This is a genomic window from Aurantiacibacter arachoides, from assembly GCF_009827335.1.
Classification (GTDB): domain Bacteria; phylum Pseudomonadota; class Alphaproteobacteria; order Sphingomonadales; family Sphingomonadaceae; genus Alteraurantiacibacter; species Alteraurantiacibacter arachoides.
On record NZ_WTYH01000001.1, the window covers coordinates 912,207 to 939,037 of the forward strand.

General features: G+C 66.3%; 25 protein-coding genes, 1 tRNA gene and 1 other RNA gene. 21 read left to right on the forward strand and 6 right to left on the reverse strand.

Going from position 1 to position 26,831, the window contains the following annotated elements; genetic code table 11:
* Nucleotides 1-85: 85 nt before the first annotated feature.
* From GRI62_RS04490 to virB11, 7 genes are read left to right on the forward strand one after another with little or no spacing between them, the layout of a single operon-like run.
* Nucleotides 86-373: a VirB3 family type IV secretion system protein gene (locus GRI62_RS04490; protein WP_131453766.1), complete on the forward strand. Its 288-nt coding sequence runs from the start codon at nt 86-88 to the stop codon at nt 371-373.
* Nucleotides 352-2,730 carry a VirB4 family type IV secretion/conjugal transfer ATPase gene (locus GRI62_RS04495; protein WP_131452201.1) on the forward strand — a complete coding sequence of 793 codons (2,379 nt, stop codon included), beginning with the start codon at nt 352-354 and terminating at the stop codon, nt 2,728-2,730. Before GRI62_RS04490 ends, GRI62_RS04495 begins: the two co-directional genes overlap by 22 nt.
* Nucleotides 2,730-3,947 carry a type IV secretion system protein gene (locus GRI62_RS04500; protein ID WP_131452202.1) on the forward strand — a complete coding sequence of 406 codons (1,218 nt, stop codon included), beginning with the start codon at nt 2,730-2,732 and terminating at the stop codon, nt 3,945-3,947. Before GRI62_RS04495 ends, GRI62_RS04500 begins: the two co-directional genes overlap by 1 nt.
* Nucleotides 3,944-4,711: a VirB8 family type IV secretion system protein gene (locus GRI62_RS04505; protein WP_234032758.1), complete on the forward strand. Its 768-nt coding sequence runs from the start codon at nt 3,944-3,946 to the stop codon at nt 4,709-4,711. Before GRI62_RS04500 ends, GRI62_RS04505 begins: the two co-directional genes overlap by 4 nt.
* A complete protein-coding gene (locus tag GRI62_RS04510; RefSeq protein WP_131452203.1) occupies nt 4,708-5,409 on the forward strand; it encodes a TrbG/VirB9 family P-type conjugative transfer protein in 702 nt (233 codons plus the stop codon). The genes GRI62_RS04505 and GRI62_RS04510 overlap by 4 nt, the downstream gene beginning before the upstream one ends.
* Before the next feature lie 8 nt (nt 5,410-5,417).
* A complete protein-coding gene (locus tag GRI62_RS04515) occupies nt 5,418-6,461 on the forward strand; it encodes a TrbI/VirB10 family protein (protein ID WP_160731811.1) in 1,044 nt (347 codons plus the stop codon).
* 10 nt (nt 6,462-6,471) lie between these two features.
* Nucleotides 6,472-7,449 carry a P-type DNA transfer ATPase VirB11 gene (virB11, locus tag GRI62_RS04520; RefSeq protein WP_131452205.1) on the forward strand — a complete coding sequence of 326 codons (978 nt, stop codon included), beginning with the start codon at nt 6,472-6,474 and terminating at the stop codon, nt 7,447-7,449.
* Nucleotides 7,450-7,495: 46 nt separating this feature from the next.
* Here virB11 and GRI62_RS04525 read toward each other — a convergent pair.
* Nucleotides 7,496-7,572 (reverse strand) — tRNA-Pro (locus tag GRI62_RS04525).
* Nucleotides 7,573-7,745: 173 nt separating this feature from the next.
* On the opposite strand from GRI62_RS04525, the gene yajC reads away from it, so the two are divergent.
* From yajC to secF, 3 genes are read left to right on the forward strand one after another with little or no spacing between them, the layout of a single operon-like run.
* The gene (yajC, locus tag GRI62_RS04530) at nt 7,746-8,063 is read left to right on the forward strand and encodes a preprotein translocase subunit YajC (RefSeq protein ID WP_188669337.1); all 318 of its coding nucleotides are present in this window, start codon (nt 7,746-7,748) and stop codon (nt 8,061-8,063) included.
* A gap of 19 nt (nt 8,064-8,082) precedes the next feature.
* Nucleotides 8,083-9,681 (forward strand): protein translocase subunit SecD, encoded by a 1,599-nt coding sequence (gene secD, locus GRI62_RS04535; protein ID WP_131452206.1) that lies wholly within the window; start codon nt 8,083-8,085, stop codon nt 9,679-9,681.
* A gap of 10 nt (nt 9,682-9,691) precedes the next feature.
* Nucleotides 9,692-10,669 (forward strand): protein translocase subunit SecF, encoded by a 978-nt coding sequence (gene secF / locus GRI62_RS04540; protein WP_131452207.1) that lies wholly within the window; start codon nt 9,692-9,694, stop codon nt 10,667-10,669.
* On the opposite strand, the gene GRI62_RS04545 is transcribed toward secF, so the two are convergent.
* The gene (locus GRI62_RS04545) at nt 10,666-11,856 is read right to left on the reverse strand and encodes a glycosyltransferase (RefSeq protein WP_131452208.1); all 1,191 of its coding nucleotides are present in this window, start codon (nt 11,854-11,856) and stop codon (nt 10,666-10,668) included. The genes secF and GRI62_RS04545 overlap by 4 nt on opposite strands.
* A 9-nt stretch (nt 11,857-11,865) precedes the next feature.
* Nucleotides 11,866-12,438 (reverse strand): helix-turn-helix domain-containing protein, encoded by a 573-nt coding sequence (locus GRI62_RS04550; protein ID WP_131452209.1) that lies wholly within the window; start codon nt 12,436-12,438, stop codon nt 11,866-11,868.
* A 102-nt stretch (nt 12,439-12,540) separates the two neighbouring features.
* On the opposite strand from GRI62_RS04550, the gene GRI62_RS04555 reads away from it, so the two are divergent.
* Nucleotides 12,541-13,017 (forward strand): DUF6456 domain-containing protein, encoded by a 477-nt coding sequence (locus GRI62_RS04555; protein WP_131452210.1) that lies wholly within the window; start codon nt 12,541-12,543, stop codon nt 13,015-13,017.
* Here GRI62_RS04555 and GRI62_RS04560 read toward each other — a convergent pair.
* The gene (locus GRI62_RS04560) at nt 13,010-14,371 is read right to left on the reverse strand and encodes a hypothetical protein (protein ID WP_131452211.1); all 1,362 of its coding nucleotides are present in this window, start codon (nt 14,369-14,371) and stop codon (nt 13,010-13,012) included. The genes GRI62_RS04555 and GRI62_RS04560 overlap by 8 nt on opposite strands.
* A gap of 94 nt (nt 14,372-14,465) precedes the next feature.
* The gene (locus GRI62_RS04565) at nt 14,466-16,259 is read right to left on the reverse strand and encodes an ABC-F family ATP-binding cassette domain-containing protein (RefSeq protein WP_131452212.1); all 1,794 of its coding nucleotides are present in this window, start codon (nt 16,257-16,259) and stop codon (nt 14,466-14,468) included.
* 118 nt (nt 16,260-16,377) lie between these two features.
* On the opposite strand from GRI62_RS04565, the gene GRI62_RS04570 reads away from it, so the two are divergent.
* The 5 genes from GRI62_RS04570 (at nt 16,378) to GRI62_RS04590 (ending at nt 20,583) form a co-directional block, all read left to right on the forward strand.
* Nucleotides 16,378-17,094 carry an SIMPL domain-containing protein gene (locus GRI62_RS04570; RefSeq protein ID WP_160731813.1) on the forward strand — a complete coding sequence of 239 codons (717 nt, stop codon included), beginning with the start codon at nt 16,378-16,380 and terminating at the stop codon, nt 17,092-17,094.
* A gap of 80 nt (nt 17,095-17,174) precedes the next feature.
* On the forward strand, nt 17,175-17,480 hold the full coding sequence (locus GRI62_RS04575; protein WP_131452214.1) for a hypothetical protein: 306 nt from the start codon (nt 17,175-17,177) through the stop codon (nt 17,478-17,480).
* 100 nt (nt 17,481-17,580) lie between these two features.
* Complete coding sequence (locus tag GRI62_RS04580) at nt 17,581-18,258, forward strand: response regulator transcription factor (protein WP_131452215.1); 678 nt, start codon at nt 17,581-17,583, stop codon at nt 18,256-18,258.
* Nucleotides 18,209-19,684 carry a sensor histidine kinase gene (locus GRI62_RS04585; RefSeq protein WP_373282993.1) on the forward strand — a complete coding sequence of 492 codons (1,476 nt, stop codon included), beginning with the start codon at nt 18,209-18,211 and terminating at the stop codon, nt 19,682-19,684. Before GRI62_RS04580 ends, GRI62_RS04585 begins: the two co-directional genes overlap by 50 nt.
* A 101-nt stretch (nt 19,685-19,785) precedes the next feature.
* The gene (locus GRI62_RS04590) at nt 19,786-20,583 is read left to right on the forward strand and encodes a peptidase (RefSeq protein ID WP_188669336.1); all 798 of its coding nucleotides are present in this window, start codon (nt 19,786-19,788) and stop codon (nt 20,581-20,583) included.
* 27 nt (nt 20,584-20,610) lie between these two features.
* Here GRI62_RS04590 and GRI62_RS04595 read toward each other — a convergent pair whose 3' ends face one another.
* The gene (locus tag GRI62_RS04595) at nt 20,611-20,910 is read right to left on the reverse strand and encodes a chorismate mutase (protein ID WP_131452216.1); all 300 of its coding nucleotides are present in this window, start codon (nt 20,908-20,910) and stop codon (nt 20,611-20,613) included.
* Between the two features lie 65 nt (nt 20,911-20,975).
* Here GRI62_RS04595 and GRI62_RS04600 point away from each other — a divergent pair, with 65 nt between their 5' ends.
* The 5 genes from GRI62_RS04600 to GRI62_RS04620 all read left to right on the forward strand — a co-directional run bounded on the left by GRI62_RS04600 (nt 20,976) and on the right by GRI62_RS04620 (nt 26,826).
* Nucleotides 20,976-21,998, forward strand: coding sequence for a polyprenyl synthetase family protein (locus tag GRI62_RS04600; RefSeq protein ID WP_131452217.1), 1,023 nt, complete (start codon nt 20,976-20,978; stop codon nt 21,996-21,998).
* An 8-nt stretch (nt 21,999-22,006) separates the two neighbouring features.
* On the forward strand, nt 22,007-24,439 hold the full coding sequence (hrpB, locus tag GRI62_RS04605; RefSeq protein WP_131452218.1) for an ATP-dependent helicase HrpB: 2,433 nt from the start codon (nt 22,007-22,009) through the stop codon (nt 24,437-24,439).
* A gap of 15 nt (nt 24,440-24,454) precedes the next feature.
* Nucleotides 24,455-24,736 carry an ETC complex I subunit gene (locus tag GRI62_RS04610; RefSeq protein WP_131452219.1) on the forward strand — a complete coding sequence of 94 codons (282 nt, stop codon included), beginning with the start codon at nt 24,455-24,457 and terminating at the stop codon, nt 24,734-24,736.
* A 75-nt stretch (nt 24,737-24,811) separates the two neighbouring features.
* Nucleotides 24,812-24,906: signal recognition particle sRNA small type (ffs, locus tag GRI62_RS04615), an RNA gene on the forward strand.
* A gap of 51 nt (nt 24,907-24,957) precedes the next feature.
* Nucleotides 24,958-26,826, forward strand: coding sequence for a DNA polymerase III subunit gamma/tau (locus GRI62_RS04620; protein ID WP_131452220.1), 1,869 nt, complete (start codon nt 24,958-24,960; stop codon nt 26,824-26,826).
* Nucleotides 26,827-26,831: the final 5 nt, after the last annotated feature.

Below are 26,831 nucleotides of genomic sequence, written 5' to 3' on the forward strand. Positions count from 1 at the left end.
TGATCGCCTGCCAATCGCCATGGCACGGTGCGGGAAAGTGTGGCCTGGGCCCCATCTGCGGGACCAACATTATCGGTGAAAGTTGATGGCCGAACACTTACGCAGCGACACCCTGTTCGTGGCCTTGACGCGCCCACAAATGTTCGCCGGCGTAACGTATAGTTATTTCGTCATCAACGCAGTCGTTGCGGTCGAGCTGTTCCTGGTTTTCAAAAGCTTCTGGGTACTGCTGGCGGCGCTTGTCATCCATCTGTTCGGCATGGTCGTATCGCTGCGCGAACCGCGCATTGTTGACTTATGGCTGACGCGCGTGCGGCATTGCCCGCGCGTGAAGAACCACGATCACTGGCAATGCAATTCCTATCGCCCGTGACACGTAGCCGCGCCGATTTAGCACGGCGCGAAGCGCCCGCTGGCGCGCATCTGCCCTATGCCCGCCACCGCGATGCAGCCACGATTGAAACGCGTGATGGGCTGCTGATGCAGACGATCCGTATCGGCGGGTTCCATTTCGAAACCGCGGATAGCGAGGAGTTAAATTACCGTGCCGAGCTGCGAGACGCCATGCTGCGGGCGCTCGGCAATTCGCGCTTTGCGGTCTACCATCACGTGGTGCGCCGTCGTGCCGACGTCGCGGTAGATGGCGAATATCGCGACCAATTCTCACGTAATCTTGATATCCGTTGGAAACAGCGACTGGCGGCCAAGAACCTTTTTGTGAACGACCTGTTCGTCACCATCGTGCGGCGACCGCTGCAGGGCCGCATCGGCATGGCAGAGCGGGCAGCTAACTGGTTCACGCGTCGCTCCAACCGCAATGCGGCGCTTGTCGCGGCGGAGATACACGGGCTCGACAATGCGCGCGAGGCGCTCGTTTCCGCGCTCCGACAATACGATCCGCACCTGCTGACGACGTATGAGACGCCGCAGGGCACGCGGTCCGAGCCGCTCGAATTCCTCGCCTATCTCTACAATGCCGACATGCGCCCGATGGCATTGCCGCATGGTGACATCGGCCGGCATCTCCCTGCGCGCCGGGTGAGCTTTGGCGCCGATACCGTGGAACTGGCCCCGGCGGGGCCTTTGCAGCGCCGGTTCATGGCATTGGTTTCCATCAAGGATTACCCGGGGCGCACCATGCCGGGCATGTTCGACGATCTCTATCGTCTTCCGTTTGAAATGGACGTGACCCAAAGCTTTGCCTTCGTCGAGCGGGGGGCGGCGCTTGGGCGTATGAACCTGGCGCTGCGGCGCATGCGTTCGGCCGAGGACGAGGCACTCAGTCTGCGAGATGAGCTTGCTATCGCCAAGGACGAGGTGTCCGCCGGGCGGGCCGGGTTCGGGGAGCATCACACTACCATCGCCATCCACGCCGAAGACATCCGGCGGCTTGATGGACAAGTGGCAGAGGTCATCGCTCTGCTCGCTGATCTCGGCATCGTGGCGGTGCGCGAAGACCTGGCTCTGGAGCCCGCATTCTGGGCGCGCTTTCCCGGCAACTTCAAGTACATCGCCCGGCGCGGGCTGGTGTCCACGACCAATTTTGCCGGGCTGGCGAGCCTGCACAACTTTCCCACCGGCAAAGCGCGGGGCAACCACTGGGGCGATGCGGTCACGCTGTTTGAGACGACGGCGGCCGGGCCCTATTACTTCAATTTTCACCAGCGCGATCTAGGCAACTTCACCGTCATCGGGCCCTCGGGCAGCGGCAAGACTGTGGTGATGAACTTCCTCCTCGCACAGGCGCGGCGGTTCGATCCGAGGATCATTTTTTTCGACAAGGACCGCGGGGCGGAACTGTTTATCCGCGCAATCGGCGGCCAGTACGATCGGCTTTCGTCCGATCGGCCATCGGGGCTCAATCCCCTGCAGCTTGCCGACACGCCCGGCAACCGGCAGTTCCTGATCGACTGGCTGGCGCTGCTGGCAGGCGGGGCGGACGAGGCAGAACTAGGCCAGATCCGCGATGCCGTGGATACGAGCTTCGCTCAGCCGCCCGAGCGTCGTCGCCTGCGCCATCTCGTCGAACTGTTCCGGGGCGCGGCACGGCCTCATGCACGCGATTTGCATGCCAGGCTGCGGCCATGGTGGGGCGAGGGTGAGCGCGCCTGGTTGTTCGACAACATTCGCGACACGACGGACTTGGATGCCAGGGCCGTGGGTTTCGACATGACCGCGATCCTCGACGATCCTGTCGCCCGCACGCCGGCCTTGATGTATTTCTTCCACCGCGTCGAACAGCGGTTGGACGGCACGCCAGCGATCGTGGTGGTGGACGAGGGATGGAAGGCGCTCGACGACGAGGTCTTCGTGCGCCGGATCAAGGACTGGGAAAAGACGATCCGGAAACGCAACGGCATCGTCGGCTTCGCCACGCAGAGTGCGCAGGACGCACTGGAGAGCCGCATTGCCAGCGCAATCATTGAGCAGGCCGCGACACAGATCTTCATGATCAATCCCAAGGCCCGGGCCGATGACTATATCAACGGTTTTGGCCTCACCCGCCACGAGTTCGACCTGGTGCGAACTATGCCCGATAACTCGCACTGCTTCCTTATCAAGCACGGGAACGATAGCGTTGTCGCCCGGCTTGACCTGTCGGGAGAGCGCGACCTGCTCACCATCCTGTCCGGGCGTGAAAGCACGGTCCGGTTGTTCGACGAACTGGTCGAGCAGACCGGGCCGGACCCGGCTCGGTGGATGGCCAGGCTGCTTGAGCGCGCTGCTTGATGAGCTGCCCGCAAATCTTCACGGGCGGCGAGTTCGTCGGGCGGCTGCTGACGCACATCGATTGCCAGTCGCGCTACCTCGGTAGTTATGGGTACGAGGCGCTGGGCCAGCCGGGATCGTTCGCGGCGGTGGCGATGTCCGGCTTGCTTACGCTGTTTGTCGCTGTCTGGGGTTTCCGCCTGCTGTTTAATCCGTCGCTGCCCGCCGGGCGTGATCTGGCGGGTGGCCTGCTCAAGCTCGGCATCGTGCTGACCCTCGCCTTTTCCTGGCCGGCGTTTCGCACGGTCGTGCACGACCTGACGCTGGATGGACCGGCGCAGATCGCCAGTGCGCTCGCCAACCCGGGCATCGCCACGACTTCCGGCAATTTCGTCGATCGCCTGCAGAACGTCGACCAGGCCATCCTGGCCTTGATCGACACCGGGACCGGCCGCTGGACCAACCAGTTGCTGGAGGGGCAATCGGGCAACGCCAGCTTTGCCGGCAGCGCATTGCAGGACGATGCTGCGCTGGGCTGGGCCCGCCTCATCTACTTGGCGGGCCTTATCGGTTCGCTGGGGCTGTTGCGCCTGCTGGCAGGCTTGCTGCTTGCGCTCGCACCGCTGGCGGCGGGTCTGCTGCTATTCGAGGCGACGCGCGGGATTTTCGCCGGCTGGCTGCGCGCGTTGGTGCTGACCCTGTTGGGATCGGTTGGGGTGACCGTCGTTCTCGCGGTGGAGCTGGCGGTGCTCGAACCCTATTTGCGCGATGCGTTCTACGTTCGCTCCAGCGGGTTTGCCGCGCCGAGCGCGCCGATAGAATTGTTCGCCATGATGACGGGCTTTGCCATCGTGCAACTGCTCACGATCTGGCTGCTTGCCAAGGTCGCCTTCATGTGGGGATGGAGTGACACCATGCGGCTGCCTAATTTTGCCGTGCCGCAGGCCCTCGCGCTGGCGCCGGCCTGGCGCCCGGCGCGTGAGCCCGCTCCGGTGCCCAATCGCGCTGACCGCATCGCACAGCAGATGGAGAACCGGATGCGTATTGAGCAGAGCCGGATCGCCAGGTTGCCCACCGCTTCCCATGCCACCGCAGCTGAGGCAGGTGGCGTGCCGACCGGGGGCAGAGGGGCGGAGCCACGCGGCGAGGCGCGCGTGCAGCTTCCCGAACGGCTCGGAAGCTCCTATCGCCGCAGCCGCCAATCACGCTCGCTATCGAGCCGCAGGAGAGACGGGTGACCGCGCAGGGGCCGATCGACGAGAGCGATTTCGATTCGGAAGATCGCTGGGCTGAAAGCTGGTCTATCAGCGTGACCGACGAGCTCGAACGATCGCGCCGCGTCGCGTGGATCGTGGCCACGGTTTCTGCCGCCATCGCGCTGCTGTTGGCGATTTGCCTTGTCATCCTGATGCCGCTCAAGACGGTCGAGCCCTATACCCTGCTGGTCGATCGACAGACTGGCGCCGTCCAAGCGCTCGCCCCGTTGGACGCCGGCTTGGTGGCGCCCAATGCTGCGCTGACCCGCAGCTTCCTCGTGCAATATGTCGTTGCGCGCGAAAGTTACGATTACGACGATCTGCAGCAGGATTATCGCAAGGTTGCCCTGTGGAGTGCGGATGAGGCCCGCCAGCGCTACGAGGACCTGATGCGCGCCGGCCTGCCCGGCAGCCCGCTCAGTATATATGGTACCGGCTCGCAAGTGGAGACGACGGTACGCAGCGTTTCCTCGCTGGACCAGAATCGCGCGCTCGTGCGCTTTTCCACCGTACGCAGCGACCGCGGCGGCCCTACCGGCGCGGCTCAGCACTGGGCGGCGGTGATCGACTACCGTTTTAGCGACGCGCAGATGAGCGAGGAAGATCGTTATCTCAATCCCCTTGGCTTCCAGGTAACGCGCTACCGTCGCGATGCCGAGACGCTGCCAGAGGTGGTGCCCGCCGCGATCCCTGTTCAAGATCCGGCCACAGCTGTCGTGCCCTTGCCGGACCGGACAGCGCGATGAGACGCGCCCTGGCCCTCGTGCTGCTCGCGCTCGCCCCGCCCGCAAGCGCGCAGGTCGTGCCCGACATTGAGCTCGACAATCCGCGGTTGCAGACGATGAACTGGACCGAAGGGCAGGAGGTCCTGCTGACAGTCATGCCGAACACCGGACTGACCGTCATGCTGGAACGCGGCGAGAACATTCAACGCGTGACGCTGAGCGACGAAGGCGCGTTCCAGGTCCGCATTTCGGAGGAAAGCGATACCTTGCTGATCCTGCCGCTCGATGCGGATGCGACCGCGCAGATGCAGGTTTTCACCGATCGTCGGACCTATCCCTTCACCGTGCGCACGGGCACCGGATTGACTGCTGCCTACCTCGTGCGCTTCGCCTACGACCGGGTGCCCACGCCAAGCCTGCGCACGGTCGCGGCGGCAGTGCCGGAAGGCCCAACCTGGTCGTACCGGACGCGCGGAGACACGGTTGTACGCCCATTGGCAATCCGTGATGACGCGCGGCGCACCTATATCACCTACGGCCCCGAACAGGCCTTGCCTGCCGTCCTCGCAGTCGGCCAGACGGGCGAGGAGGAACTGGTAAACGGCTACATGCGAGGCGATGTCTACGTCATCGATCGCGTCTATGGTACGCTGGTGTTTCGCCTTGACGACGAGCGCGCTACCGCCACCCGCAACGCCGAACCCGACCCGGCGCCATGACTGATCGCATGGCCCGGACCGATAGCGACTCGGTGCGCGACCAGCGTCCTGTGGTGCGCACCGTCGCCAGCAGCAACTATGGCATGTGGGCGTTCGTTGCCGTGCTGCTACTGGGTGGTGCCTGGCTGTTCGCCACGCTGAATTCCGCGCGCGAGGCCTCCGACGCTCCACGCGCCTTTGCTACCGGTGCCGCCGGGCCACGCATCGCCTCGCCGCCGCCGCTCGCATTGCCGCCCGATGGGCGACGCCTCCCACTGGATCTGGGGCCCGAAGGGCCGGTGCTGCTGCGGCAGGTTCCACCATCTTCCGGCGCCGCGCCGCGCCTTGCCCGGTCTGAGTCGCAGCCCCCCGTGGCACCCTATAGCCCGCCTTATCAACCTCCGGTCGAACCGCCGATCATCTACACCGACACCCCTACGCCCCCCACGGGCATGGAGCGCGGCGGTGCCCGGCAACCAGATCCGCCCCCCGTCGCGGACCAAAGCGGAAACCGGGTACTGGCCGCGCGACTCGCAAACCCTTCGTTTACCGTGCCACAGGGCACGCTGATCCCTGCCGTCCTGGAGACTGGTTTCAATTCGACGCGGCAGGGGCGGGCGCGGGCGCTGGTCCAGCGTAACGTCTACGGCTTTGACGGCACGCGCGTCCTGATACCGCGCGGCAGCCGGCTATATGGCGAGTACCAGGCGGGCATAAATCCCGGAGAGCGGCGCGCGCAAATCACCTGGACGCGGCTTATCCGACCCGACGGGGTCACGGTCGCTCTCGATTCGCCAGCTGCCGATCAGCTTGGTCGCGCGGGTGTGGAAGGTGACGTTAATTCGCGTTTCCTCGCCCGTTTCGGCAGCGCACTGTTGCAATCTGTGCTCGACATCGGGGTGGGCGTGGCCACCCGGTCGTCCTCCGACGGGGTCATCGTGGCCATGCCGGGAAGTACGCAGAACATCACAGGTGACGCCGCGCAGGTTCGCCCAGTGCTGGTGATCGATCCCGGTGCCAGTGTCGCTGTCCATGTGGCGCGGGATCTCGATTTCTCGTCCGTCGATCGCTGAGGGGCGGGGAATGCCGCAGGCGGGCTATTACCTCGACAATTTCCTTGCACCGCTGGCGCCGTGGCTGTCGCGCGATGACATCACCGACATCTGGATCAACCGCGAGGGCGAACTCTGGTTTGAAACGACTGGCGGAGTCATTGCGCACGAACGGGTCGCTGCGTTGGACGAGGCCACTTTGGGTCGCCTGGCGCGCCAACTCGCGGCGCATTCCTCGCAAGGTATCGGCCGGGCACAGCCACTGCTGGCAGCGACCTTGCCCGACGGTTCGCGCGTTCAGGTCGTCGCGCCGCCCGCGACGCGCGGGGGGCACATCGTCGCCATTCGCAAGCACGTGGCACCCGAACTTTCGCTTGCACAATGGAGCGAGGACGGCGCGTTCGAAGGTTTGGCGGCGGGCGAGGCCCGATTGGATCATGTCATCACCGACCGGCTGGTGGGACCGGACGAAGCGCCACATGTGTTGCGCGAGGCGGTCAGGGGCCGGCGCAACATTCTCGTCGCCGGCGGCACCTCCAGCGGCAAGACAACGTTCCTGAATGCACTGCTGGCCGAAATCCCCCCCCATGAACGCCTGGTGCTGATCGAGGATACCGAGGAGCTGCGTTTGCGGCACGAAAACGCCATCGGTCTGATCGCCGCGCGGGGGCAGGAAAGCGAGGCGCAGGTAAGTGCCGAAGACCTGTTGATCGCTGCGCTGCGCCTTCGGCCCGACCGGATCATTTTGGGCGAACTGCGTGGCAGCGAAGCGTTCACCTTTCTTCGCGCGGTGAATACCGGGCATCCCGGCTCGATGACCACCATTCACGCCGACACGCCCGCGCGAGCGATCGAACAGCTGGTGTTGCTGGTGTTGCAGGCCGGATCGCGGTTGGGGCGGGATGATGTTCGCCATTACGTGCGAGAGAGCGTCGATGTGTTCGTTCAGCTCGCGCGCGAAGGCGGCAAACGAAAGGTCTCTCAGGTGATGGTGGTGGAGCGCGTATGACGCCGGCGAGGGCCCGTCGGCGTCAATCGTTGCAAAACTGGACCACTGGTCGGGACGACTGGATTCGAACCAGCGACCCCCACACCCCCAGTATGGTGCGCTACCAGACTGCGCTACGTCCCGAAACCAGTGGTGGGGCGCCTATATGCAGGCGCGGGCGTAATGACAAGCACCTCGATTGCACCCATTATGCAACAGTGCTAGGCGCTCGGCGCGCTTGGAGGACGGTTTGCGGTTGAACCGCGGCCGCGCCTCCCCATTGCTTTGCAACTGCTCTTTGTCACGGACGATATTCGATGCTCGACATGCTTGCCGCCGCCGGAACGGATGCCCCTCCGGCCTGGATCAGCTATCTGCCCATCGTCGGCATGATCGTTATCTTCTGGTTCTTCCTGTTCCGCCCGCAGATGAAGCGCGCGAAGGAGCATCAGGTAAAGATCTCCGGCCTCAAGCGTAACGACAAGGTGGTCACCGCCGGTGGCCTGGTTGGCAAGATCGTGGCGGTTGACGATGCCTATGTCGAACTCGAGCTTGCCAAGGGCGTTCGCGTGAAGGCGGTCAAGAGCACCATCGGCGATGTCATTGCGCCCGGCAACGCGCCGGCCAACGACTGACGGCAGGGGCTATCCGATAATGCTCGATTTCCCGCTCTGGCGCCGGATCATGCTGTGGGGCGTCACGCTCCTGCTGGCCCTTACTGCGCTTCCTTCCATCTTCTCGATCAGCGGATCGGACGCGCTCGACGGGCTTGGCGTGTCCGAGATCAATCTCGGCCTCGACCTTGCCGGCGGCAGCCATATCCTGCTCGAAGCGGACAGTTCCGAAGTCGCCGCGCAGCGTCTTGAAACGCTGGAGGAAGCCGCGCGTGACGCACTCGGCACCGCCGATCCCCGCATCGTGATCGGCGATGTCTCCACGGCGGGCGGGCGGCTTTCGTTCATGATCGAGAACCCGGCGGACCTGGATCGCGCGCGCGAGGAATTGCTGCCCCTGATCAATGGCGGCGGCACCGTGCGCGAGTGGGATCTGACGATGGAGGACGGCAACCGCATGATCCTCTCCCCCACCGAGCAGGGGCTGGACGTCGCCATCACCAACGCGATGGACGCCGCGACCGAAGTGGTCCGTCGCCGCATCGACGGGCTGGGCACGCGGGAACCGACCATCATCCGCCAGGGCGACACCCGCATCGTGGTGCAGGTCCCCGGCCTCGACGATCCGCAGGCGCTGAAGGATCTTCTCGGCCAGACCGCCAACCTGGAATTCAAGCTGGTCGATCCCAACGCCTTGCCGACGGACGTGGCACAGGGCATCGCCAATCCGGGCAGCGAGATCCTGATCGGTGCGCCGGGTTCGGATTACGAGGGGCAGACCATTGCCGTGCGGCGTCTGGGGGGTATTCGCGGCGAAAGCCTGGCCTCCGCCCAGCCGAGCAAGAATCCGCAGACCAACGAGGATATCGTCAACATCCGTTTCGATCCGCAGGGCGGTGCGCGGTTCTGCCAGTTGACCACGCAGAACGTGAACCGGCCGTTCGCGATCATCCTCGATAACGAGGTGCTTTCCGCACCGAACATCAACGAGCCGATCTGCGCCGGCAGCGCGCAGATTTCCGGCGGCTTCACCAGCGAGACCGCGCAGCAGCTGGCGATCCAGCTGAATTCGGGCGCCTTGCCGGTGCAGCTCTCGGTCATCGAGGAACGCACCGTCGGCCCCGATCTGGGCCGCGATTCGATCATCAAGGGCGCGCTCGCCATGGGTGTCGGCACGGGTCTGGTGATCCTGCTGATGATCGTGACCTACGGGCGCTTCGGCATCTATGCGACGGCGGCACTGGTGCTGAACGTGCTGATGATCCTGGGCTTCATGGCGCTGATCAAGTCCACGCTGACGCTGCCCGGCATCGCCGGCTTCGTGCTCACCATCGGTGCGGCGGTGGATGCCAACGTGCTGATCAACGAACGCATACGCGAGGAACGAAAGCGGGGGCGGCGCGTGGTCGCCGCGGTCGAGAACGGCTACAAGGAAGCCAGTCGCGCCATCTTCGATGCCAACATCACCAACTTCATCGCCGGCGCGCTGCTGCTGATCTTCGGCTCCGGCCCGGTGCGCGGCTTTGCCGTGGTGCTGATCATCGGCCTCGTCACCAGCGTGTTCACTGCCGTGACGCTCACCCGCATGTGGGTTGCCGGCTGGCTGAAGCGCACCCGCCCGCAAGATCTGCATATCTAGGATACGGACGATGAAACTTCTCAAACTCGTCCCCGACGACACCAACATCCATTTCCTCAAGTGGCGGGTGCCGTTCTACGTCGTCAGCCTTGTGCTCATCGCGCTGAGCTGGTTCGCCGTCATGACCAACGGGTTGAATTACGGCGTGGATTTCGCCGGCGGCCAGGAAGTCACGGGCACCTTTACGCAAGAGGCCGAGGCCCCCGTCGCCGAACTGCGCGACACGCTGGGCCAACTCGACCTGGGCGAGCCGGTGATCCAGCGGTTCGGCGATGCCAACCAGGTGTCCGTGCGCGTGGGCCTGCCCGAAGAAGTGGAGAACGAACCCGGCGCCGCCACGGCGATCGGCGAACGGATCATTGCCAGCATCGCCGCCGAACATCCCGACTTCCGTGTCGATTCGAACAACACCGTCTCCGGCAAGGTATCGGGCGAGTTCCGCGAAAAGGCGCTGCTGGCGCTTCTCGCTGCAATGCTCGGCATCTCGATCTACATCTGGGTGCGGTTCGAATGGCAGTTCGGCGTAGGCGCTCTGTTCGCGTTGTTCCACGATGTCAGCCTGACGATGGGGATGTTCGCGCTGTTCCAGATGGAATTCAGCCTGCAGATCATCGCCGCGATCCTAGCGATCATCGGGTACTCGCTGAACGATACCATCGTCATCTACGATCGCATCCGCGAGAACATGAAGAAATATCGCAAGATGCCCGTGCCCGAACTGCTCGACCTGTCGGTGAACGAGACGCTGGCGCGCACCGTGATGACCAGCCTGACGCTGCTGATCGCGCTCGTCCCGCTGCTGCTCTTTGGCCCGGCGAGCCTGTTCGGCCTGACCGCGGCGATTACGCTGGGCATTTTCGTCGGTACCTACAGCTCCATCTACATGGCCGCGCCGATCCTGATCTGGCTGGGCGTGACGGGTGACAGCTTCGTGCCGCAGGAAAGTGTGGCTGACCGGCAGGAGCGCAAAGCGCGCGGCGAGGTCTAGGCGATCAGGTGCTGGTAGTAGCTCGCCAGCGCCGCCGCGTTCGCTTCCCAGCTGAATTGCGCGACGTTGGCCGCGACCTGCTCCGGCGCGTAGCGCGCGGCCAGCACGTCGCGGATGGCTTTGTAGAAGGCAGCTGGATCGTGGCCGGGGTCGTAGGGGACGACGCGCCCTGCCATCTCGCTACGCAGCAATTCCCGCGCGCCCCCGACATCGCTGATCACGACGGGCGTGCCGCAGGCGAGCGATTCGACCCAGGCATTGGCCAGCCCCTCGCTCGCCGAATTGAGCGCCATTACATCGCTGGCGGCGAGCACGACGGGTAGGGCGGCGTGATCGATGTTGCCGAGAAAATGCACGCGCGCGGCCAAGCCCAGCCGCATGACCTCGCCTTCTAGCATCGCGCGATCCGGCCCCTCTCCGACCAGCACCAGGTGCGATCCCGGCAATCCGGCGACAAGACGAATTAGCAGCGCCTGCCCCTTGCGCGGGATGAGTGCGCCCACGCTGGCGATCAGGCTTTCGCCCTGGGCGAGCCGGATGCCGAACCGCTGCGCCAATTCGGCACGCATCACGTCCCGATCGCGCGGATGGAACTGTGTGCGGTCCAGCCCGGTGTAATGCACGGTGATCTTGTCGCCCGGCAGGCCGATGGCCGTCATGTCACGCGTCAACGCCTCGCTGACCGCGAGCAGGCCGGTGGCACGCTGGCCCGCCGCTACCATTTGCCGCCGCGATGATACCCGCTGGCCCCAATGCGAAATGTCCGCCCCGCGTGCCTTGATGCTGAGCGGCAGGCCAAGCGCCGTGGCGATACGCGCCGCTGCAGGGCCATCGGGATAGAAGAACTGCGCATCGACGAGGTCGAAACTCCGCTCCGCATGGAGACCCCGCGCCAGTGGCAGCACCTTGCGAGCGATCAGCCACGGGTTGAGCGGGCCACCTAGTCTGGGGATCAGCGTGAAGCGCGGCCGCAGCACTGTTACGCCGCCTTCCACGCCGTCCACCGCCGAAGCGGCCAAGGCCCGGTACCGCCCCGTCGCGAAGGGCGGGACGCCGATGGGATTGATGACCGTCACCTCCCAGTCGCCGCGCGCTGCAAGCGCCTCCATCTGCCGCGCGACGAAGGTGCCGAAGCGCGGCAGGTGGGCGTTGGGATAGAGCGTGGCGAGCGAGAGAACGCGGGGCATCGGGGTGGCCTAGAGCCTTCGCACCAGCATTTCCGCGACCGCCAGCCATGCCGGGTTGTCGATCACGATCTGGCGCTGTCCGATACCGGGCGGAAGCAGGGCGACCAGATTGCCCTGTCGGTTGATCAGCCGTCCGAAAGCGAAACGTCCGCCCGAGCGCGGGGCGAGTACGTCGCGATTGACCAGGGCGGCGGCCCGGTCCGGCGCGACCTGCCGCATCCACAACTGGTCTCCGCTGCGGTATTCGCCTTGCCCGGTTTCGATCGCGAGACAGACCAGCGTGCCGCCTTCGAGCAGGTCGGTCGGGAGAATGGCGTCACGCGGGGAAGCGAGGCTTTCCGCGCCTGTATCCGTGAGGCGGGCGATGACCTGCGTCTGCGGTGCGTCCACCGGCTTTACCAGCATTTGCGGATCGACACCCAGCGCCGCGCCGATCCGGTTCATCCATACCAGCGAAAGATTGCGCATCCCGGTCTCGAGCCGCCCGATCGTCTGTGCGGTCGTGGGCGGTGAACAAGCGGCGGCGACCTCGGACAAGGTCATGCCCTTCTGCTTGCGGATATCGCGGATGCGGTTGATCATGCTCGGTCTCGATTAACCTTATTGGTTGCAGAAACTGCTTTCCTACAACCGATTCGATTTTGCAAGGGGCCGGCCATCGTCAACAGCAGCCGAGGCCATTTCATGCAGCACCGCGAACTCGTCGAACGCCAACTCACCCCCGAGGGGCCCAGGCGCAGCGGCGGAGTGGCGAAGCGGGGGCGCAGTGTCACGGTGAACCTGGCGGAGAGCCCGCTCGGCTGGTTGCACGCGCATGGCCATCTCGACGCGCGGCTCTACGACGCGGGCGAACGGCTCCGCGCCGACTATGAGCGCGCGCAACTGCCACGGAGCGTCACGATGCGCTGGGATCCGGTGCGCATCAAGGGCACGGGCGAGCAAGGGCTTAACCCCAACGAACGCCAGCTTGGGGCGCGCCAGCGCTTCGACGGGGCAATGAAGCAGGCCGGCCGCGGGCTGGAAGATGTCCTGTGGCGCGTGGTCTGCGGTGGCGAGACCCTGCCGGTGGCGGAGAAGGCGCTGGCCTGGCCGGCACGCAGCGGCAAGCTGGTCCTGCGACTTGCGCTCGACCGGGTGGCCGATTTCTACCGGATCACCTGAACAGCGAACGCAGCCACGCGACAAACCGACTGGCAGGCCGCGTGTGCGAAGGTTCGGCAACAGGCAGCGGTGTGGGCTTGACGGTATCCTGTGCCAACCTGGCGCGTAGCGGGTTTCGCTGGCCCGCAGGCTGGCTGGCGACGGGCATCGGCCGGGAGCGCGGGTCGGAGCGCATGAAAGCGTGACCATCGACCTTGTCATCATCGAACTGCGTGACACTGGGCGTATCGGCCGGGGCCGGGGCCGGGGCCGGGGCCGGGGCCGGGGCAGTGGTCGCCGCTTCGCCTACCGCCGCATTGAAGATCGGTTCAGCACCAAACATCGGCGGGTCGCGGGTAATGGTCGGCTCGGCCTGTTCTTCCGACAGCCAGGCGTCGAGATCGAATGCCTCCTCGTCATCCCTGGGGCGGTCGGGATTGAGTTCGTCGAACCGTGCCGGTCTGGGTTCATCGGCGTCGGTTTCGGCAGGTTGAGGCTCCCGCAGCTCAGCCACGGGGTCAACCGGTGCATCGGCCTCCGGAGAGGTAGGAACATCGCGAAAGTCGAGCAGCCGCGCGTCAAGCGGGAACGGCGCCTTGGGCCTGCGCTCGGACGTGGGCAGGGGCGCGTTCTCGAATGCGGGTTCGGCAAGGGTTTCCGGCTCGGGCGCGACAAACGCAATCGGCGCGAGTTCGGGCTCGGGTGCGCTCTCGGGCTCGGGCTCGGCACGGGCTTCTTCCACGAAGGGTTCGACCGGTTCGCTCGCGTAATCGAAAGCAGCGTCGTCGCGCTCGTCGGCCAGGTCGGCTTCGGGCAGCATGGGCAGCTTGGGAAAGATGCGCTTCGTGAGATCGAGCCCATCGTCGATCGCTTCCGACGGCAGGGGAGCGCCGAAAACACCATCGCCGGGTGCATGGGCACCAAAACTCGCTTCGTCGGTAAACTCCGGCCCGAAATCCGACCCGAATTCCGCGGCGAAGTCCCGTGCCAGGTCCTCGCCGAAATATTCCTCGATCGGCATCGCGGTGCTCTTGCGGCGCGTCAGCGACAGCACGGCTTCGGCGTCCACGATCGGATCGTCGTCCTCGGCGTCCTGTCCGTCGGGCGCGCCCAGGTCCTCGGGCTCGTCGTCGTCCAGCATCGGGGCGAGGCCGAGCACCATGGCGGAGCGGGGCGCCCGTTCGGTCTCGTCGCTTACCAGCAGGGCGGCGTCTTCGTGAAACAGGGCGTGCGCGGCCTCCAGTTCCTCGGCGTCGAGGACCAGCACCGGCTTTTTCTTCAGCTTCCGGGGGCCGCCAAGGCCCGACAGGCTGCCGTAGCCGAAGGGGTCGGGGGCGCTGTCGTCACGCAGGGCAGAGGAGGAGGCAGGCGCCATGGCGAGCATCTGTGACCGCGTTTGGTGCAAACGCCGTGTGCAAACGTGGTAAATGGCGCGGTAACCTGTGGACGCGTGACTGCCTGGCGCGCTCTCAGCCCTCGACGCGCTCGGCAAGCTCTAGCCAGCGTTCCTCGGCGGCATCCTTTTCCTCGCGGGCCAGATCGAGAGACTTCGAGATGCGATCGAACCGGGCCTTGTCGGTGCGATAGAGGTCGGGATCCGCCAGTGCCGCTTCCCCCTTGGCGATCAGTTCGTCCAGCTCGGCGATGCGCGCAGGCAACAGCTCGTAATCGCGCTGGTCCCTGTAGGAGAGCTTGGTCGAGGGCGGGGGAGGCGGTGGAGGACTGGCGGTGGCCGGCGCACCGTCAGTCGCAGGCGAACGCGCAGGGGCGCGCTGTTCCCGCCGCTGGGTTTCCCATTCCTCGTAACCGCCGGCGACGATATCGACCTTGCCGCTGCCGTCGAGGCCCAGCGTGACCGTCACCGTGCGATCGAGAAAGTCGCGATCGTGGCTGACGATCAGCACCGTGCCTTCGTAATCCGCGATCACTTCCTGCAGCAGGTCGAGCGTTTCGAGGTCGAGGTCGTTGGTCGGCTCGTCCAGCACCAGCAAGTTTGAAACGCGGGCAAACTCGCGCGCCAGCAGCAGGCGGCTGCGCTCCCCGCCGGAGAACGTGCCGATTTTGGCATCCACCAGCGCGGGATCGAACAGGAAATCCTTCAGGTAGGCCTGCACGTGCTTGCGGGTGCCGCGCACGTCGACCCAGTCGCCGCCCTCCGCCACGATCTGCCGCACTGTCTTGCCCGGCTCCAGCAGCGCGCGTTGCTGGTCGATGCTGACGCCGGACAGGGTATTGGCATGGGTCACGCTGCCGCTGTCAGGCGCGATTTCCCTGGTCAGCAGCTTGAGCAGGGTGGTCTTGCCCGCCCCGTTCGCGCCGACGATACCGATACGATCGCGGCGCTGGATGCGCAGGGAGAAGGGCTTGATGACCTCGCGCGTGCCGTAGGTCTTGGAGATATTCTCTGCGACGATCACCGACTTGGACTTGAAATCATCATCGCTGGCAAGCTTGAGCTTCGCGGTCCCGGCGGGGTTGATCATGGCCGCGCGGGCGGCGCGCATGTCCCACAGCTTTTCCAGCCGCCCCATGTTGCGCTTCCGGCGCGCGGTCACCCCGCGTTCGAGCCAGTGCGCCTCGATCTTCAGCTTGGCGTCCATCTTCTGCGCGGCGCGCGCTTCCTCGGCGTAGACCTGTTCTTCCCACGCCTCGTACCCGCCGAAGCCGACGTCCTTGCGCCTCAGACCCCCGCGGTCGAGCCACAGCGTCGCGCGGGTCAGCCGTTTCAGGAACGTGCGATCGTGGCTGATGACGATGAAGGCGCCCTTGTAGCGGTCGAGCCAGCTTTCCAGCCAGTCGATCGCGGCCAGATCCAGATGGTTGGTCGGCTCGTCCATCAGCAGCAGGTCAGGCTCCAGCGCCAGCGCGCGGGCGATCGCGGCACGGCGCCGCTCGCCACCGCTGGCGGTGGCCGCGTCGGTCGCCATGTCGATGCCGAGCTGGCCGGCAATGGCTTCGACCGCGTGTTCGGCAGGCGGGCTGGTTCCCGCCAGGGCGAAACCCATCAGGGTGGCAAAACCGGTGAAGTCCGGCTCCTGGTCCAGCAACACGATAGTGGCATGCGGCTTGACCTTGCGCAGGCCGCGATCGGGCTCGATCTCGCCCATGACGGTGCGGAACAGCGTGGTCTTCCCCGCGCCGTTCCGGCCGATGAGGGCGATGCGATCGCGCGGGGCAATGTGTAGGTCGAGGTCCGAGAACAGCCAGCGGCCGCCCTGCTGCAGGCCGATGCCTTCGAGGCTGAGGATGGGCGGTTCGGCCATGGTGGGGGCGCAGGTAGGCGGCGGCAGATGCCAGCGCAAGGAACGGGTGCATTCACTCGCGCGTAATCGGCCCGGGCGCAGATCGCGCGCCAGGGTCCACACAACAGGAGCAGACCATATGATCCGTTACGCCATGCCTCTCGCCGCCGCCGCGATGATGGCCACGCCCGCCGCCGCGCAGGTCGAGCAGACTGCCACAGGGCCGGTGGTCGAGCTTTCGGTCAACGAGACCGTCATGGTCGATCCCGACATCGCCAACCTCTCGGCCGGCGTGACCACGCAGGCAATGACCGCCGAAGCGGCGTTGACGGAAAACAACACGCGTATGGAGCGCCTGATCGCCGAGATCGAACGGTTGGGAATCGACGAGGACGATATCCAGACCAGCGGCATCATGGTGAACCCGCAGTACGAATGGGACGAGCCGACGCGCCAGCAGCGCTTCAACGGCTACCAGGTCGTCAACCGGGTGAACCTGGTGGTGCGTGACATTGCCCGCACCGGCCGCGTGCTCGATGCGCTGGTGCGTGCGGGCGCGAACGATCTTGGCGGCATCGGCTGGGGCGTGGACGATCCCGCCCCGTCGCAGGACCAGGCCCGGACCACGGCCTTTGCCACCGGCCGCACCCGCGCCCTCAACTATGCGCGCATGGCGGGCTTTTCCGACGTGCGCCTGCTGCGGGTGAGCGAGGCCTACACGATGGGCCGCCCGATGCCGATGATGGACCAGGCCGTCCAGGTCACGGCTGCCGCCCGTAGCGAATCCGTGCCGGTGCGTCCCGGCCAGGTGCAAAGCGGCATCACCGTCAACCTCACCTACGAGATGGTGCAGTAAGCCAGGGATCGAGCTGAACGGGAAGGGGGCGGCACTATTCACTCCTTGTTCAATGCCCTGGCCCTAGGCACAACGGCATCATGAACACGCGTGTCGCCCTCCTTGCCGCCATGGCCTTTGCCGCCTCGCTCAGCGCCAATCCGGCGCAGGCGCAGGATCGCGGTGACCAGGCCAATGCGCGGGCCGAGATGGCTGCGGGGCGCATCATGCCGATCCGCGATATCGAGCGGCGGATCATCCCGCAGATGCGTTCGGGCGACGAATATATCGGCTTTGAATACGATTCGACCGCGCAGGCCTATCGCCTGAAGTTCATCCGCAACGGACGGATGATCTGGGTGGATGTCGACGCGCAATCCGCCCGCGTACTGCGCGTCTCGCGCTAGGGCGCACACCTTTCCCATCCCCATCGGAAACCCGCGCGTCGCTTGACGCGTTCATGTCGCGGGCGCAATTTCCTGCGCACACGACAACAGGGATTTCTGGATGCGCATTCTGATTGTGGAGGACGAGCCCACGCTCGGCCAACAGCTCAAGTCGACGCTGGAGCAGAACGGCTATGCGGTCGACCTGTCCACCGACGGCGAGGACGGGCATTACCTGGGGAGCACCGAGGAATACGATGCCGCCATCCTCGATCTGGGCCTGCCGGAAATCGACGGGCTGACGGTGCTGGGCATGTGGCGCAAGGAAAAGCGCAATTTTCCCGTGCTGGTGCTGACCGCGCGCGATTCGTGGAGCGACAAGGTGGCGGGGCTGGATGCCGGTGCCGACGATTACCTCGCCAAGCCGTTCCAGACCGAGGAACTGATCGCCCGTCTGCGCGCGCTGATCCGCCGGGCGAGCGGCAATGCCAGCAGCGAGTTGACCGCCGGCCCCGTGCGGCTGGATACACGGTCGGGCCGCGTCACCCTGGCGGGGGAGCCGGTCAAGCTGACAGCGCAGGAATACAAGCTGCTGAGCTATCTCATGCACCACAAGGGCAAGGTCGTCAGCCGCACCGAGCTGATCGAGCATATCTACGACCAGGATTTCGACCGTGATTCGAACACCATCGAGGTTTTCGTCACGCGAATTCGCAAGAAACTCGGCGCAGATGTGATAACGACGATCCGTGGCCTCGGTTACAGCCTCGACGACCCCGACGAAGCTCCGCGCGAGTAAACGCGCTGCAGCCGATGCGGAACGCGCCACCACCGAGGCGGAAGCCGCGGTGGAGGTTGCCGCGCGTGACGTGAAGGCGCCGCACACCGGCAGCCTTTCGCGCCGGATGATGCTGATTGCAGCCGTGTGGATCGTGCTGCTGCTTTCCATCGGCGGTATCGCGCTCGACCGGGTGCTGACCAACCAGTTGCGTAGCGAATTCGACAGCCGCCTGCTGATCCCGCTCAATGCCATGCTGCGCTCTGCCGATCTCGATCCGTTCGGAGAGGTGCGCTTCAACTCGATCCTGGGCGACCAGAGCTATCTCGAACCCGGCAGCGGTTCCTACTGGCAGATCAGCGGAGAGGGCCATGAACCCTGGCCGAGCCGCAGCCTGTGGGACGACCGGCTGATGGTGCGCGATGTGAACGCGGTGGAGCCCGTATTCTACGACAGCGACCAGTTCGAGGACGAGCCGCTACGGATGGTCCAGCGTTCCATCCAGCTGCCGGGCAGCGACGTGCGTTGGCAATTTGTCGTGGCGCAGAAGCGTTCGGATCTCGACGACCAGATCGCACAGGTGCGCGGCACCTTGGTCTGGGCTTTCGTCATCCTGGGCGCGGGCCTGTTCCTGATGGTGGCGGCGCAGACGTGGTACGGGCTCGGTCCGCTCAGGCGCATTCGCCGCGCGATCGTGCGGATGCGCTCCACCGGCACCAATCGCGTGACCGAGCCGCTGCCGCTGGAGGTGCAACCGATGGTCGAGGAGTTGAACGCGCTGCTCGCCCATTCGGAAAAACAGGCGGAAGAGGCGCGCACCCATGCGGGCAACCTCGCCCATGCCCTGAAGACCCCGCTGACCGTGCTCAACAACGCCGCCCATGCCCACGCGCCCGATCTGGACGAGACCGTGCTGCGTGAATCCGACACCATGCAGCGCCATGTCGATCATCACCTCGCGCGCGCGCGGGCGGTGGGGCGCCGCGCCACCGGCTTGTCGCGCACCAGCGCGATGGAAAGCGCCGAGGGGGTCGAGCGCGCCGTATCGCGGCTTTATCACCACGTCCGCTTCGACCTCACCGGATCACGCAACAGCGAGGTGGCGGTGGAGCGACAGGACCTCGACGAACTGCTCGGCAACCTCATCGAGAACGCTGCCAAGTACGGCGGGGGCAGCGTGTTCGTCACCATCGACGCAGAGCCGGAACGGGCCGAGTGCGTGGTGTGGATCGAGGACGATGGCATGGGCATCCCGGAAAAGGAGCGGGACGCGATTTTCGGGCGCGGCGCGCGGCTGGACACCGGCAAGCCCGGCACGGGCCTCGGCCTTGCCATCGTGCGGGACGTGGCGGAAATCTATGGCGGCACGGTGACGCTGCACGAGAGCGAGGACCTGGGAGGCCTGCTGGTGAAGCTGATCCTGCCGCGCGCTGCGACGGCTGGCTGACGCCAGATCAGCGTCAGGGCGCCCTTCGCCCGCGTTCAGTCGTGGTGCAGCTTACCTTTTGTAACACGCTGTCAACAAACGGCAATTGCTGGAGAGATATGATGACGACGCGCTTCATGGGCGTAGTCCTCGCCACGGCGGCAGCGCTGGGGCTTGGAGCCTGCACCACCTACGACGATTACGGCTATCCCTCCACAAGCGTTTCCGTGGGTGTCGGTATCGGCTCCGGTTACGGATACGGTTCGCGCTCCGGCTACGGCTACGGCTCGCCGTATTATGGCTGGTACGACGACTACTATTATCCCGGCATCGGCTACTACGTCTACGACCGCTATGGCTCGCGCTATCGCTGGTCGGACCGGCATCGGTCCTACTGGGAAGGGCGGCGCGCCGGCCATCGTGACTATCGCGCCCACTGGGATGGCTACAACGGCCCGCATCGCTATCGCGATATGCCCCGCTACGGCGACTACCAGCGCGGAGGAGATCGTCGCCGCGATGGCGACTGGCGTGGACGGGATCAGCGCCGCGACGGCGGACGCGATGGTGACTGGCGGGGAAGAGATCAGCGCCGCGATGGTAACCGAGACGGCGATTGGCGCGGCCGCGATGGACGCCGGGGCGATGCGGGAGATGGCCGATACGCGGGTCGTCCCGAGGGCGGGGATCGCCGCGGTGGCTACGGTGGGCGGCCGCCTCAGGGCCAACCGCAGCAAGCCCGGCCTCAGCAGGGCCGACCGCAGCAGGCTCAGCCGCAGCAGGCCCGACCGCAGCAAGCGCGTCCGCAACAGGCGCGTCCCGAGCGTGCCGAACCCCGGCCGGAACGTGCGCGCCCCGAACGCGCTCGCCCCAGTCGGGATCGCGGCGATACCTCGCGCCCGGACCGTCAGCCGGAATAGCATTCCATACATCAGGCGCGCCTGCGGCTAGCCGCGGCGCGCCTGGTTGTGATGCCGGATGACCTCTTCGATGACGAAGCGAATGAACTTTTCGCTGAACTCGGGGTCGAGGTCCGCCTCGACCGCCAGCCTGCGCAACCGCTCGATCTGCGCGGCTTCACGCCCGGGATCGGCGGGCGGCAGGTGGTTTTCCGCCTTGTAGGCACCCACGGCCTGGGTGATGCGAAAGCGTTCGGCCAGCATGTGGACCAGCGCGGCGTCGATGTTGTCGATGCTCTTGCGATAGCCTGCAAGAATTGGGTCGTCGGCGGGATCCGGCTGGCTCATCACCGCTTCAATGCGGCAGAAATCCACGCTTGCCAAGCCGCGCCAGCATCCCCATTGCGGGCGGCATGAGCGACACCGTCGTCCCCATCAAGCGCGGGCCCGATGCCGGCCTGCCCAGTTTGTCGCCCATCCTCTCGCTTACGGCGACGTCGATGAACGCGGTGAACGCCATCATACTCGACCGGATGCAGAGCGAGATCCCGCTCATCCCCGCGCTGGCCGGGCACCTGATCGCCGGGGGCGGCAAGCGGATGCGCCCGATGCTGACGCTGGCCGGGGCGGAGGTGGTCGGTTATCAGGGCACACGCCACCACAAGCTGGCCGCCGCGGTCGAGTTCATCCACACGGCCACCCTCCTGCATGACGACGTGGTGGACGGCAGCGAAACGCGCCGGGGCAAGGAGACGGCCAACATCGTGTTTGGCAACCCCGCCACCGTGCTGGTTGGCGACTTCCTGTTCAGCCGCGCGTTCGAACTGATGGTGGAGGACGGCAGCCTCAAGGTGCTCAAGATTCTTTCTGGCGCCAGCGCGATCATCGCCCAGGGCGAGGTCGATCAGTTGACTGCGCAGCGCCGGATCGAGACCAGCGAGGAGCGCTATCTCAACATCATCGGTGCCAAGACCGCCGCCCTGTTCGCCGCCGCCAGCCGCATCGCCGCCGTTGTCGCCGAGCGGCCCGAGGCGGAGGAAAAGGCGCTTGACGATTATGGCCGCAATCTCGGCGTCGCCTTTCAACTGGTCGACGATGCGATCGACTACGATTCCGGCACCAGCGAAATGGGCAAGGACCGCGGCGACGACTTCCGCGAAGGCAAGATGACGCTGCCCGTAATCCTCGCCTACGCCCGCGGCGATGGCGAGGAACGGCGTTTCTGGCAGGATGCCATCGCCGGTTTCGCCAACGAGGATGCCGATCTTGCCCAGGCGGTCGAACTGATCCGCCGACACGATTGCGTAACCGCCACCCGCGATCGTGCCCGCCACTATGCCGAACGCGCCTGCGATGCGCTCAGCGTGTTTCCCGACAGCGCTGCCCGCCGCGCGATGGTGGATGCGGCAAGGTTCGCGGTGTCGCGAGGATATTGAGGCGGCAGGTGTCGCCCGGCCTTCCGATCCACGCCGTCCTGCCCGATCTGCTCGCTGCTTTGCGCGAGGGCAATTCGGCCGTGCTCGTCGCTCCGCCCGGTGCGGGCAAGACCACTGCCGTCGCGCCCGCCCTGCTGGCGGAGCCGTGGTGCAAGGGGCAGGTGATCGTCACCAGTCCGCGCCGGATAGCGGCACGCGCCGCGGCGGAACGCATGGCAGAGATGCTGGGGGAGGCGGCGGGCGAAACGGTGGGCTACATCACCCGGCTCGACAGCAAGCCCGGCAAGCGCATCACCGTCGTCACCGAGGCCATCCTCGTCAACCGGTTGATGGAGGACCAGGAACTGGCGGGCGTCTCCGCGCTGCTTTTCGACGAGGCGCACGAACGCCATCTCGACAGCGATCTGGGCCTGGCGCTGGCGCTGGAGACGCAGGGCGTGCTGCGGCCCGACCTGCGGGTTTGCGTGATGAGCGCCACGATCGATGGCGCGCGGTTCGCCCGCCTGATGCGCTCTGCCGGGGCCGCTCGCGCGCCGGTGATCGAAAGCGAGGGCAGGGCGTGGCCGCTCGCGATCCGCTGGCTGGGTGCCATGCCCGAAAAGCGCATCGAGGACGCGATGACATCCGCGGTGCTGACGGCATGGCGGGAGACGGAGGGCGACATCCTCGCCTTTCTTGCCGGCGTGGGCGAGATCGAACGGGTGCGCGAACGGCTTGTCGAGCGTCTCCCTGCCACCCCCATCCTGCCGCTTCACGGCCAGGTAGAGCCTGCCGCCCAGCGCTCCGCGATCCGCCGTGACCCTGAGGGTCGGCGGCGCATCGTACTGGCCACCAGCATCGCCGAAACTTCGCTTACGTTGGACGGCGTTTCAGTGGTCGTCGACAGCGGGGTGGCACGGCACGCCGAGTTCGACCGCGCGGCGGGCACCACGCACCTCGTCACGCGCAGGGCCAGCCGGGCGGCAGCGGCGCAGCGGGCAGGGCGAGCGGCGCGGCAGGGGCCGGGTACGGCCTTCTGCTTGTGGGAGGAGGGCGGCCACGCCGGACGACCCGAATTCGACGTGCCGGAAATGCTCGCCGCCGATCTGGCTCCCCTGGTGCTCGGCCTGGCGCGGTGGGGCGTGCAGAATCCCGCCAGCCTGCAATGGCTCGACGCGCCGCCGGAACCCTCCATCGCCAGCGCACACTCGCGCCTCGAGGCGATGGGCGCGCTGCGTCCGGCAGGTTCGCTTACCCCGCTTGGCGAGCGGATCGCTGCGCTGCCGATGGAGCCGTGGCAGGCGGCCATGCTGCTTGCCGGCGCGCAAGCGGGCGAAGCGGCGTTGGCAGCACGGCTGGCGGTGCTGTTGCAGGAACGCGGCCTTGGCGGACGCTCGGACGATCTGGAAGCGCGGCTGGCGCGGTGGGAGGGCGATCGTTCGGCCAGGGCAAATTCGGCGCGGCGGCTGGCCGATGGCTGGGCACGGCGGGCCGCCGCTCTCGTGCCTGCAACCGCCTCGCGATCCAACGCGGGTTTGCTGCTCGCTGCCGGACGGCCGGAGATGCTGGCGAAGCGGCGCGATGCCTCTGGCGAGAACTGGGTTTCGGCAGGCGGGCGAGGCTACGGTCTCGACCCGGCATCTCCGCTGGCGAGGGCGGAATGGCTGGCGATCGGCGATGCCCAGGGGCAGACAAAGGGCGCACGCATCACCGCCGCCATCGCGCTGACGCAGGCCGAGGTCGAGCGGCATTGCGGCCACCTGATCGAAGCGCGCACCGTGGCCCGATGGAACGAGGTCGATCAGCGCGTCGAAGCCCGGCGCGAGAGGCGGCTGGGCGCGATCACGCTGGCGAGCGGCCCCGATCCAGATCCCGATCACCGGGTGATTGTGGACATGCTTGTGGAAAAGGCGTTGGCGGACCTGGGAAAACGCCTTCCGCCCGACCTCCTTGCACGCGCCGGCTTCGCTCGTGTGCCGCTGGACGAGGCGGTGCTGGCCACCCGCGCGGAGGATTGGCTTGTCCCGCTGCTCGACAAGCGGAGGGACCTCGACCTGCCGCCCGCTCGCTTTGCCGAGGCGGCGCTCGGCCTGCTGTCGTGGGAGGAGCGCCAGGCGCTCGATGCGCGCGCCCCGCGCCAGTTCACCAGCCCTGCGGGCACCAGCCACGCCATCGATTATGCCAGCGCCCAGGCGCCAAGTGCCGAATTGCGGGTTCAGGCGCTGTTCGGGCTGGACCGGCATCCGTTGATCGGGTCGACCCCGCTGCTGCTCAGGCTGACCGACCCCGGCGGCAAGCCGATGCAGGCGACCCGCGACCTGCCTGGCTTCTGGCGCGGATCGTGGGCCGACGTGCGCAAGGCAGGCAAGAGCCGTTATCCCAAGCATCGCTGGCCCGAGGAGCCCTGGGCCGAGGCGCCGAGCCTCAAGACCAAAAACGCCTTCAAAAATGCCGGCGGGTGAATTACTGGCAAGTGCATGACCCAGGCCCGCATCTACAAGCGTCCGAAAACAGCCATGCAATCGGGCAAGGCCCTGACCGACCAGTGGGTGCTCGATTTCGCCCCCGCTGAGGCCAGGCGACCCGATCCACTGATGGGCTGGGCCGGCAGCGGCGATACGCAAAGCCAGGTCCAGCTCAAGTTCGCAACCTGCCAGGCGGCGCAGGCCTATGCCGAAAAGCACGGCATTGACGCCCGCGTGCACACCGTTCCGGCCAAGAAGCTGAAGATACAGGCCTACGCCGACAATTTCCGGTAGGCGTAACGGGCGGGCCCGGCTCGCCTGGCGCACTTCGCCACTTGCAAGAGCATGGCTTGCCCGCCATATGACCGCCCGGGAGTCGGGTGGACGTTCGCGTCTGCTCACCGGGTCAGATCCGGAAGGAAGCAGCCCAGGTAGATGGCAGCGGGTCGCTCGGCTCCTTTATCCCCCGCATTGTTGCAATGACATTCGCCGGCCCAGGCCCTACCTTTGCCGACATGACCGATTCACCCGAGAAGCCGGATGACCTGCCCTGGGCCGTGGACGAGCCCGAGGAGGCGCGCCCGAGTATGGTGGAGCTGGAAGCGGCGGGTCAGAACTCCATGTTCAGCGATGATGGGCCCGTGCCGGTGGTCCCTGCGGTATCCGTGCCCGCCGCCAGCAAGCCCGCCGCCAGCATGCCGGCCGCCAGCAAGCCCGCCGACCCGGCGCAGCCTTATCGTGTGCTGGCGCGCAAGTACCGCCCGCAAACCTTCAGCCAGCTCATCGGGCAGGAGCCCATGGTCCGCACGCTGGGCAATGCTATCGCGCGCGACCGGCTGGCCCATGCCTTCCTGATGACCGGCGTGCGCGGGGTGGGCAAGACCTCCACCGCGCGGCTGATCGCCAAGGCGCTCAACTGCATCGGGCCGGACGGGCAGGGCGGGCCGACCATCGATCCGTGCGGTGTGTGCGAGCCGTGCATCGCCATTGCCGAGGGGCGGCACATCGACGTGATCGAGATGGACGCCGCCAGCCATACCGGCATCGACGACATCCGCGAGATCATCGAATCGGTACGCTACGCCACCGTCTCGGCGCGGTTCAAGATCTACATCATCGACGAGGTGCACATGCTGTCCAAGGCGGCCTTCAACGGGCTGCTGAAGACGCTGGAAGAGCCGCCGCCGCACGTGAAGTTCCTGTTCGCCACGACCGAGGTGGACAAGCTGCCGGTCACCGTGCTCAGCCGGACCCAGCGGTTCGACCTGCGGCGAATCCCTACCGACCTGCTGCAACAGCACTTCGCCGCCATCTGCCGCGCCGAGGGCGTCCAGGCGGAGGACGAGGCGCTGGCGATAGTGGCCGCCGCTGCCGAGGGATCGGTGCGCGACGGTCTCTCCATCCTGGACCAGGCGATCGCCCATGCGGACATGGATTCGGGTGCCGACGGCGTTGCCGGCGAAACCATGGTGCGCGCCGAAAAGGTGCGCGACATGCTCGGCCTTGCCGATCGCGGGGCCCAGCGCACACTGTTCGCGCACCTGCTGGAAGGCGAGGCGCAGAAACTGCTGGCGGCGATGGATGCGCAATATGCGCTCGGCGTGGAGCCCTTGGCCCTGATGCGCTCGCTGATGGAATTCACCCACCGCATCGCGCTGACGCAGGTCGGCGGGGGCGAGGCCGATGCACCGACGCAGGAAGAACGCGCGGCGCTGGGCGAGTGGGCCGGGCGCATGTCCGCAGCGCAGGTCCACCGTTTGTGGCAGCTTCTGCTGAAGGGCCATGACGAGGTGCGCACCGCGCCCGATCCGCTGATCTCGGCGCAGATGGCGCTGCTGCGCGCGCTGCACGCGGTCGACATGCCCGATCCTGGCAAGCTGGCACGGGAACTGAAGGACCTGGCCGCCAGCGGCGTGGGCTCGGGAACAGTCGGCGGGACGGCGGGCGCGGCCACCGGCGGAGGAGCGGCTGCGGCACGATTGACGTGGGAGCAAGTGGTCGATCGAATCGAAAGCTCGCACCTCTCCAACGCCATGTCGCTCGCGTCGCGCTTGCGGATGCAGGTGCGCGTTATCGCGCTCGAGGCGGGCAGCCTCACTTTTACCCAGCCTGCCGGGTCGACGGACGACGTCGCCTCCGATCTGCGATCCGCGCTGTTCGAGGTCTTCGGCCAGCGCTGGGAAGTCAGCCGGACCGATGACGCACGCCCCGATGCGAGCGCGCCCACGCTGGTCGAGCAGGCAGAGGCCGAAAAACTGGCTGCGCGCGAACGCGTCCGCCAGCATCCGATGATGCAGGCCCTCTACGAACATTTCCCCGGCGCCCGCATGGTCGAGGAACCCGACGAACCACGCGGGCGCGAGGACTGGTCGCGCAGCGCCTGATTGAA

Coding starts and splice junctions, on each gene's coding strand:
- GRI62_RS04610 (WP_131452219.1), top strand. CDS start 24,455: ATGACCCAGGCCCGCATCTACAAGCGTCCGAAAACAGCCATGCAATCG.
- GRI62_RS04600 (WP_131452217.1), top strand. CDS start 20,976: ATGAGCGACACCGTCGTCCCCATCAAGCGCGGGCCCGATGCCGGCCTG.
- GRI62_RS04580 (WP_131452215.1), top strand. CDS start 17,581: ATGCGCATTCTGATTGTGGAGGACGAGCCCACGCTCGGCCAACAGCTC.
- GRI62_RS04620 (WP_131452220.1), top strand. CDS start 24,958: ATGACCGATTCACCCGAGAAGCCGGATGACCTGCCCTGGGCCGTGGAC.
- GRI62_RS04560 (WP_131452211.1), bottom strand. CDS start 14,371: ATGGCGCCTGCCTCCTCCTCTGCCCTGCGTGACGACAGCGCCCCCGAC.
- GRI62_RS04495 (WP_131452201.1), top strand. CDS start 352: ATGCAATTCCTATCGCCCGTGACACGTAGCCGCGCCGATTTAGCACGG.
- GRI62_RS04590 (WP_188669336.1), top strand. CDS start 19,786: ATGACGACGCGCTTCATGGGCGTAGTCCTCGCCACGGCGGCAGCGCTG.
- virB11 (WP_131452205.1), top strand. CDS start 6,472: ATGCCGCAGGCGGGCTATTACCTCGACAATTTCCTTGCACCGCTGGCG.
- GRI62_RS04555 (WP_131452210.1), top strand. CDS start 12,541: ATGCAGCACCGCGAACTCGTCGAACGCCAACTCACCCCCGAGGGGCCC.
- GRI62_RS04515 (WP_160731811.1), top strand. CDS start 5,418: ATGGCCCGGACCGATAGCGACTCGGTGCGCGACCAGCGTCCTGTGGTG.
- GRI62_RS04575 (WP_131452214.1), top strand. CDS start 17,175: ATGAACACGCGTGTCGCCCTCCTTGCCGCCATGGCCTTTGCCGCCTCG.
- GRI62_RS04490 (WP_131453766.1), top strand. CDS start 86: ATGGCCGAACACTTACGCAGCGACACCCTGTTCGTGGCCTTGACGCGC.
- GRI62_RS04500 (WP_131452202.1), top strand. CDS start 2,730: ATGAGCTGCCCGCAAATCTTCACGGGCGGCGAGTTCGTCGGGCGGCTG.
- GRI62_RS04570 (WP_160731813.1), top strand. CDS start 16,378: ATGATCCGTTACGCCATGCCTCTCGCCGCCGCCGCGATGATGGCCACG.
- secF (WP_131452207.1), top strand. CDS start 9,692: ATGAAACTTCTCAAACTCGTCCCCGACGACACCAACATCCATTTCCTC.
- secD (WP_131452206.1), top strand. CDS start 8,083: ATGCTCGATTTCCCGCTCTGGCGCCGGATCATGCTGTGGGGCGTCACG.
- yajC (WP_188669337.1), top strand. CDS start 7,746: ATGCTCGACATGCTTGCCGCCGCCGGAACGGATGCCCCTCCGGCCTGG.
- GRI62_RS04550 (WP_131452209.1), bottom strand. CDS start 12,438: ATGATCAACCGCATCCGCGATATCCGCAAGCAGAAGGGCATGACCTTG.
- GRI62_RS04595 (WP_131452216.1), bottom strand. CDS start 20,910: ATGAGCCAGCCGGATCCCGCCGACGACCCAATTCTTGCAGGCTATCGC.
- GRI62_RS04510 (WP_131452203.1), top strand. CDS start 4,708: ATGAGACGCGCCCTGGCCCTCGTGCTGCTCGCGCTCGCCCCGCCCGCA.
- GRI62_RS04565 (WP_131452212.1), bottom strand. CDS start 16,259: ATGGCCGAACCGCCCATCCTCAGCCTCGAAGGCATCGGCCTGCAGCAG.
- GRI62_RS04545 (WP_131452208.1), bottom strand. CDS start 11,856: ATGCCCCGCGTTCTCTCGCTCGCCACGCTCTATCCCAACGCCCACCTG.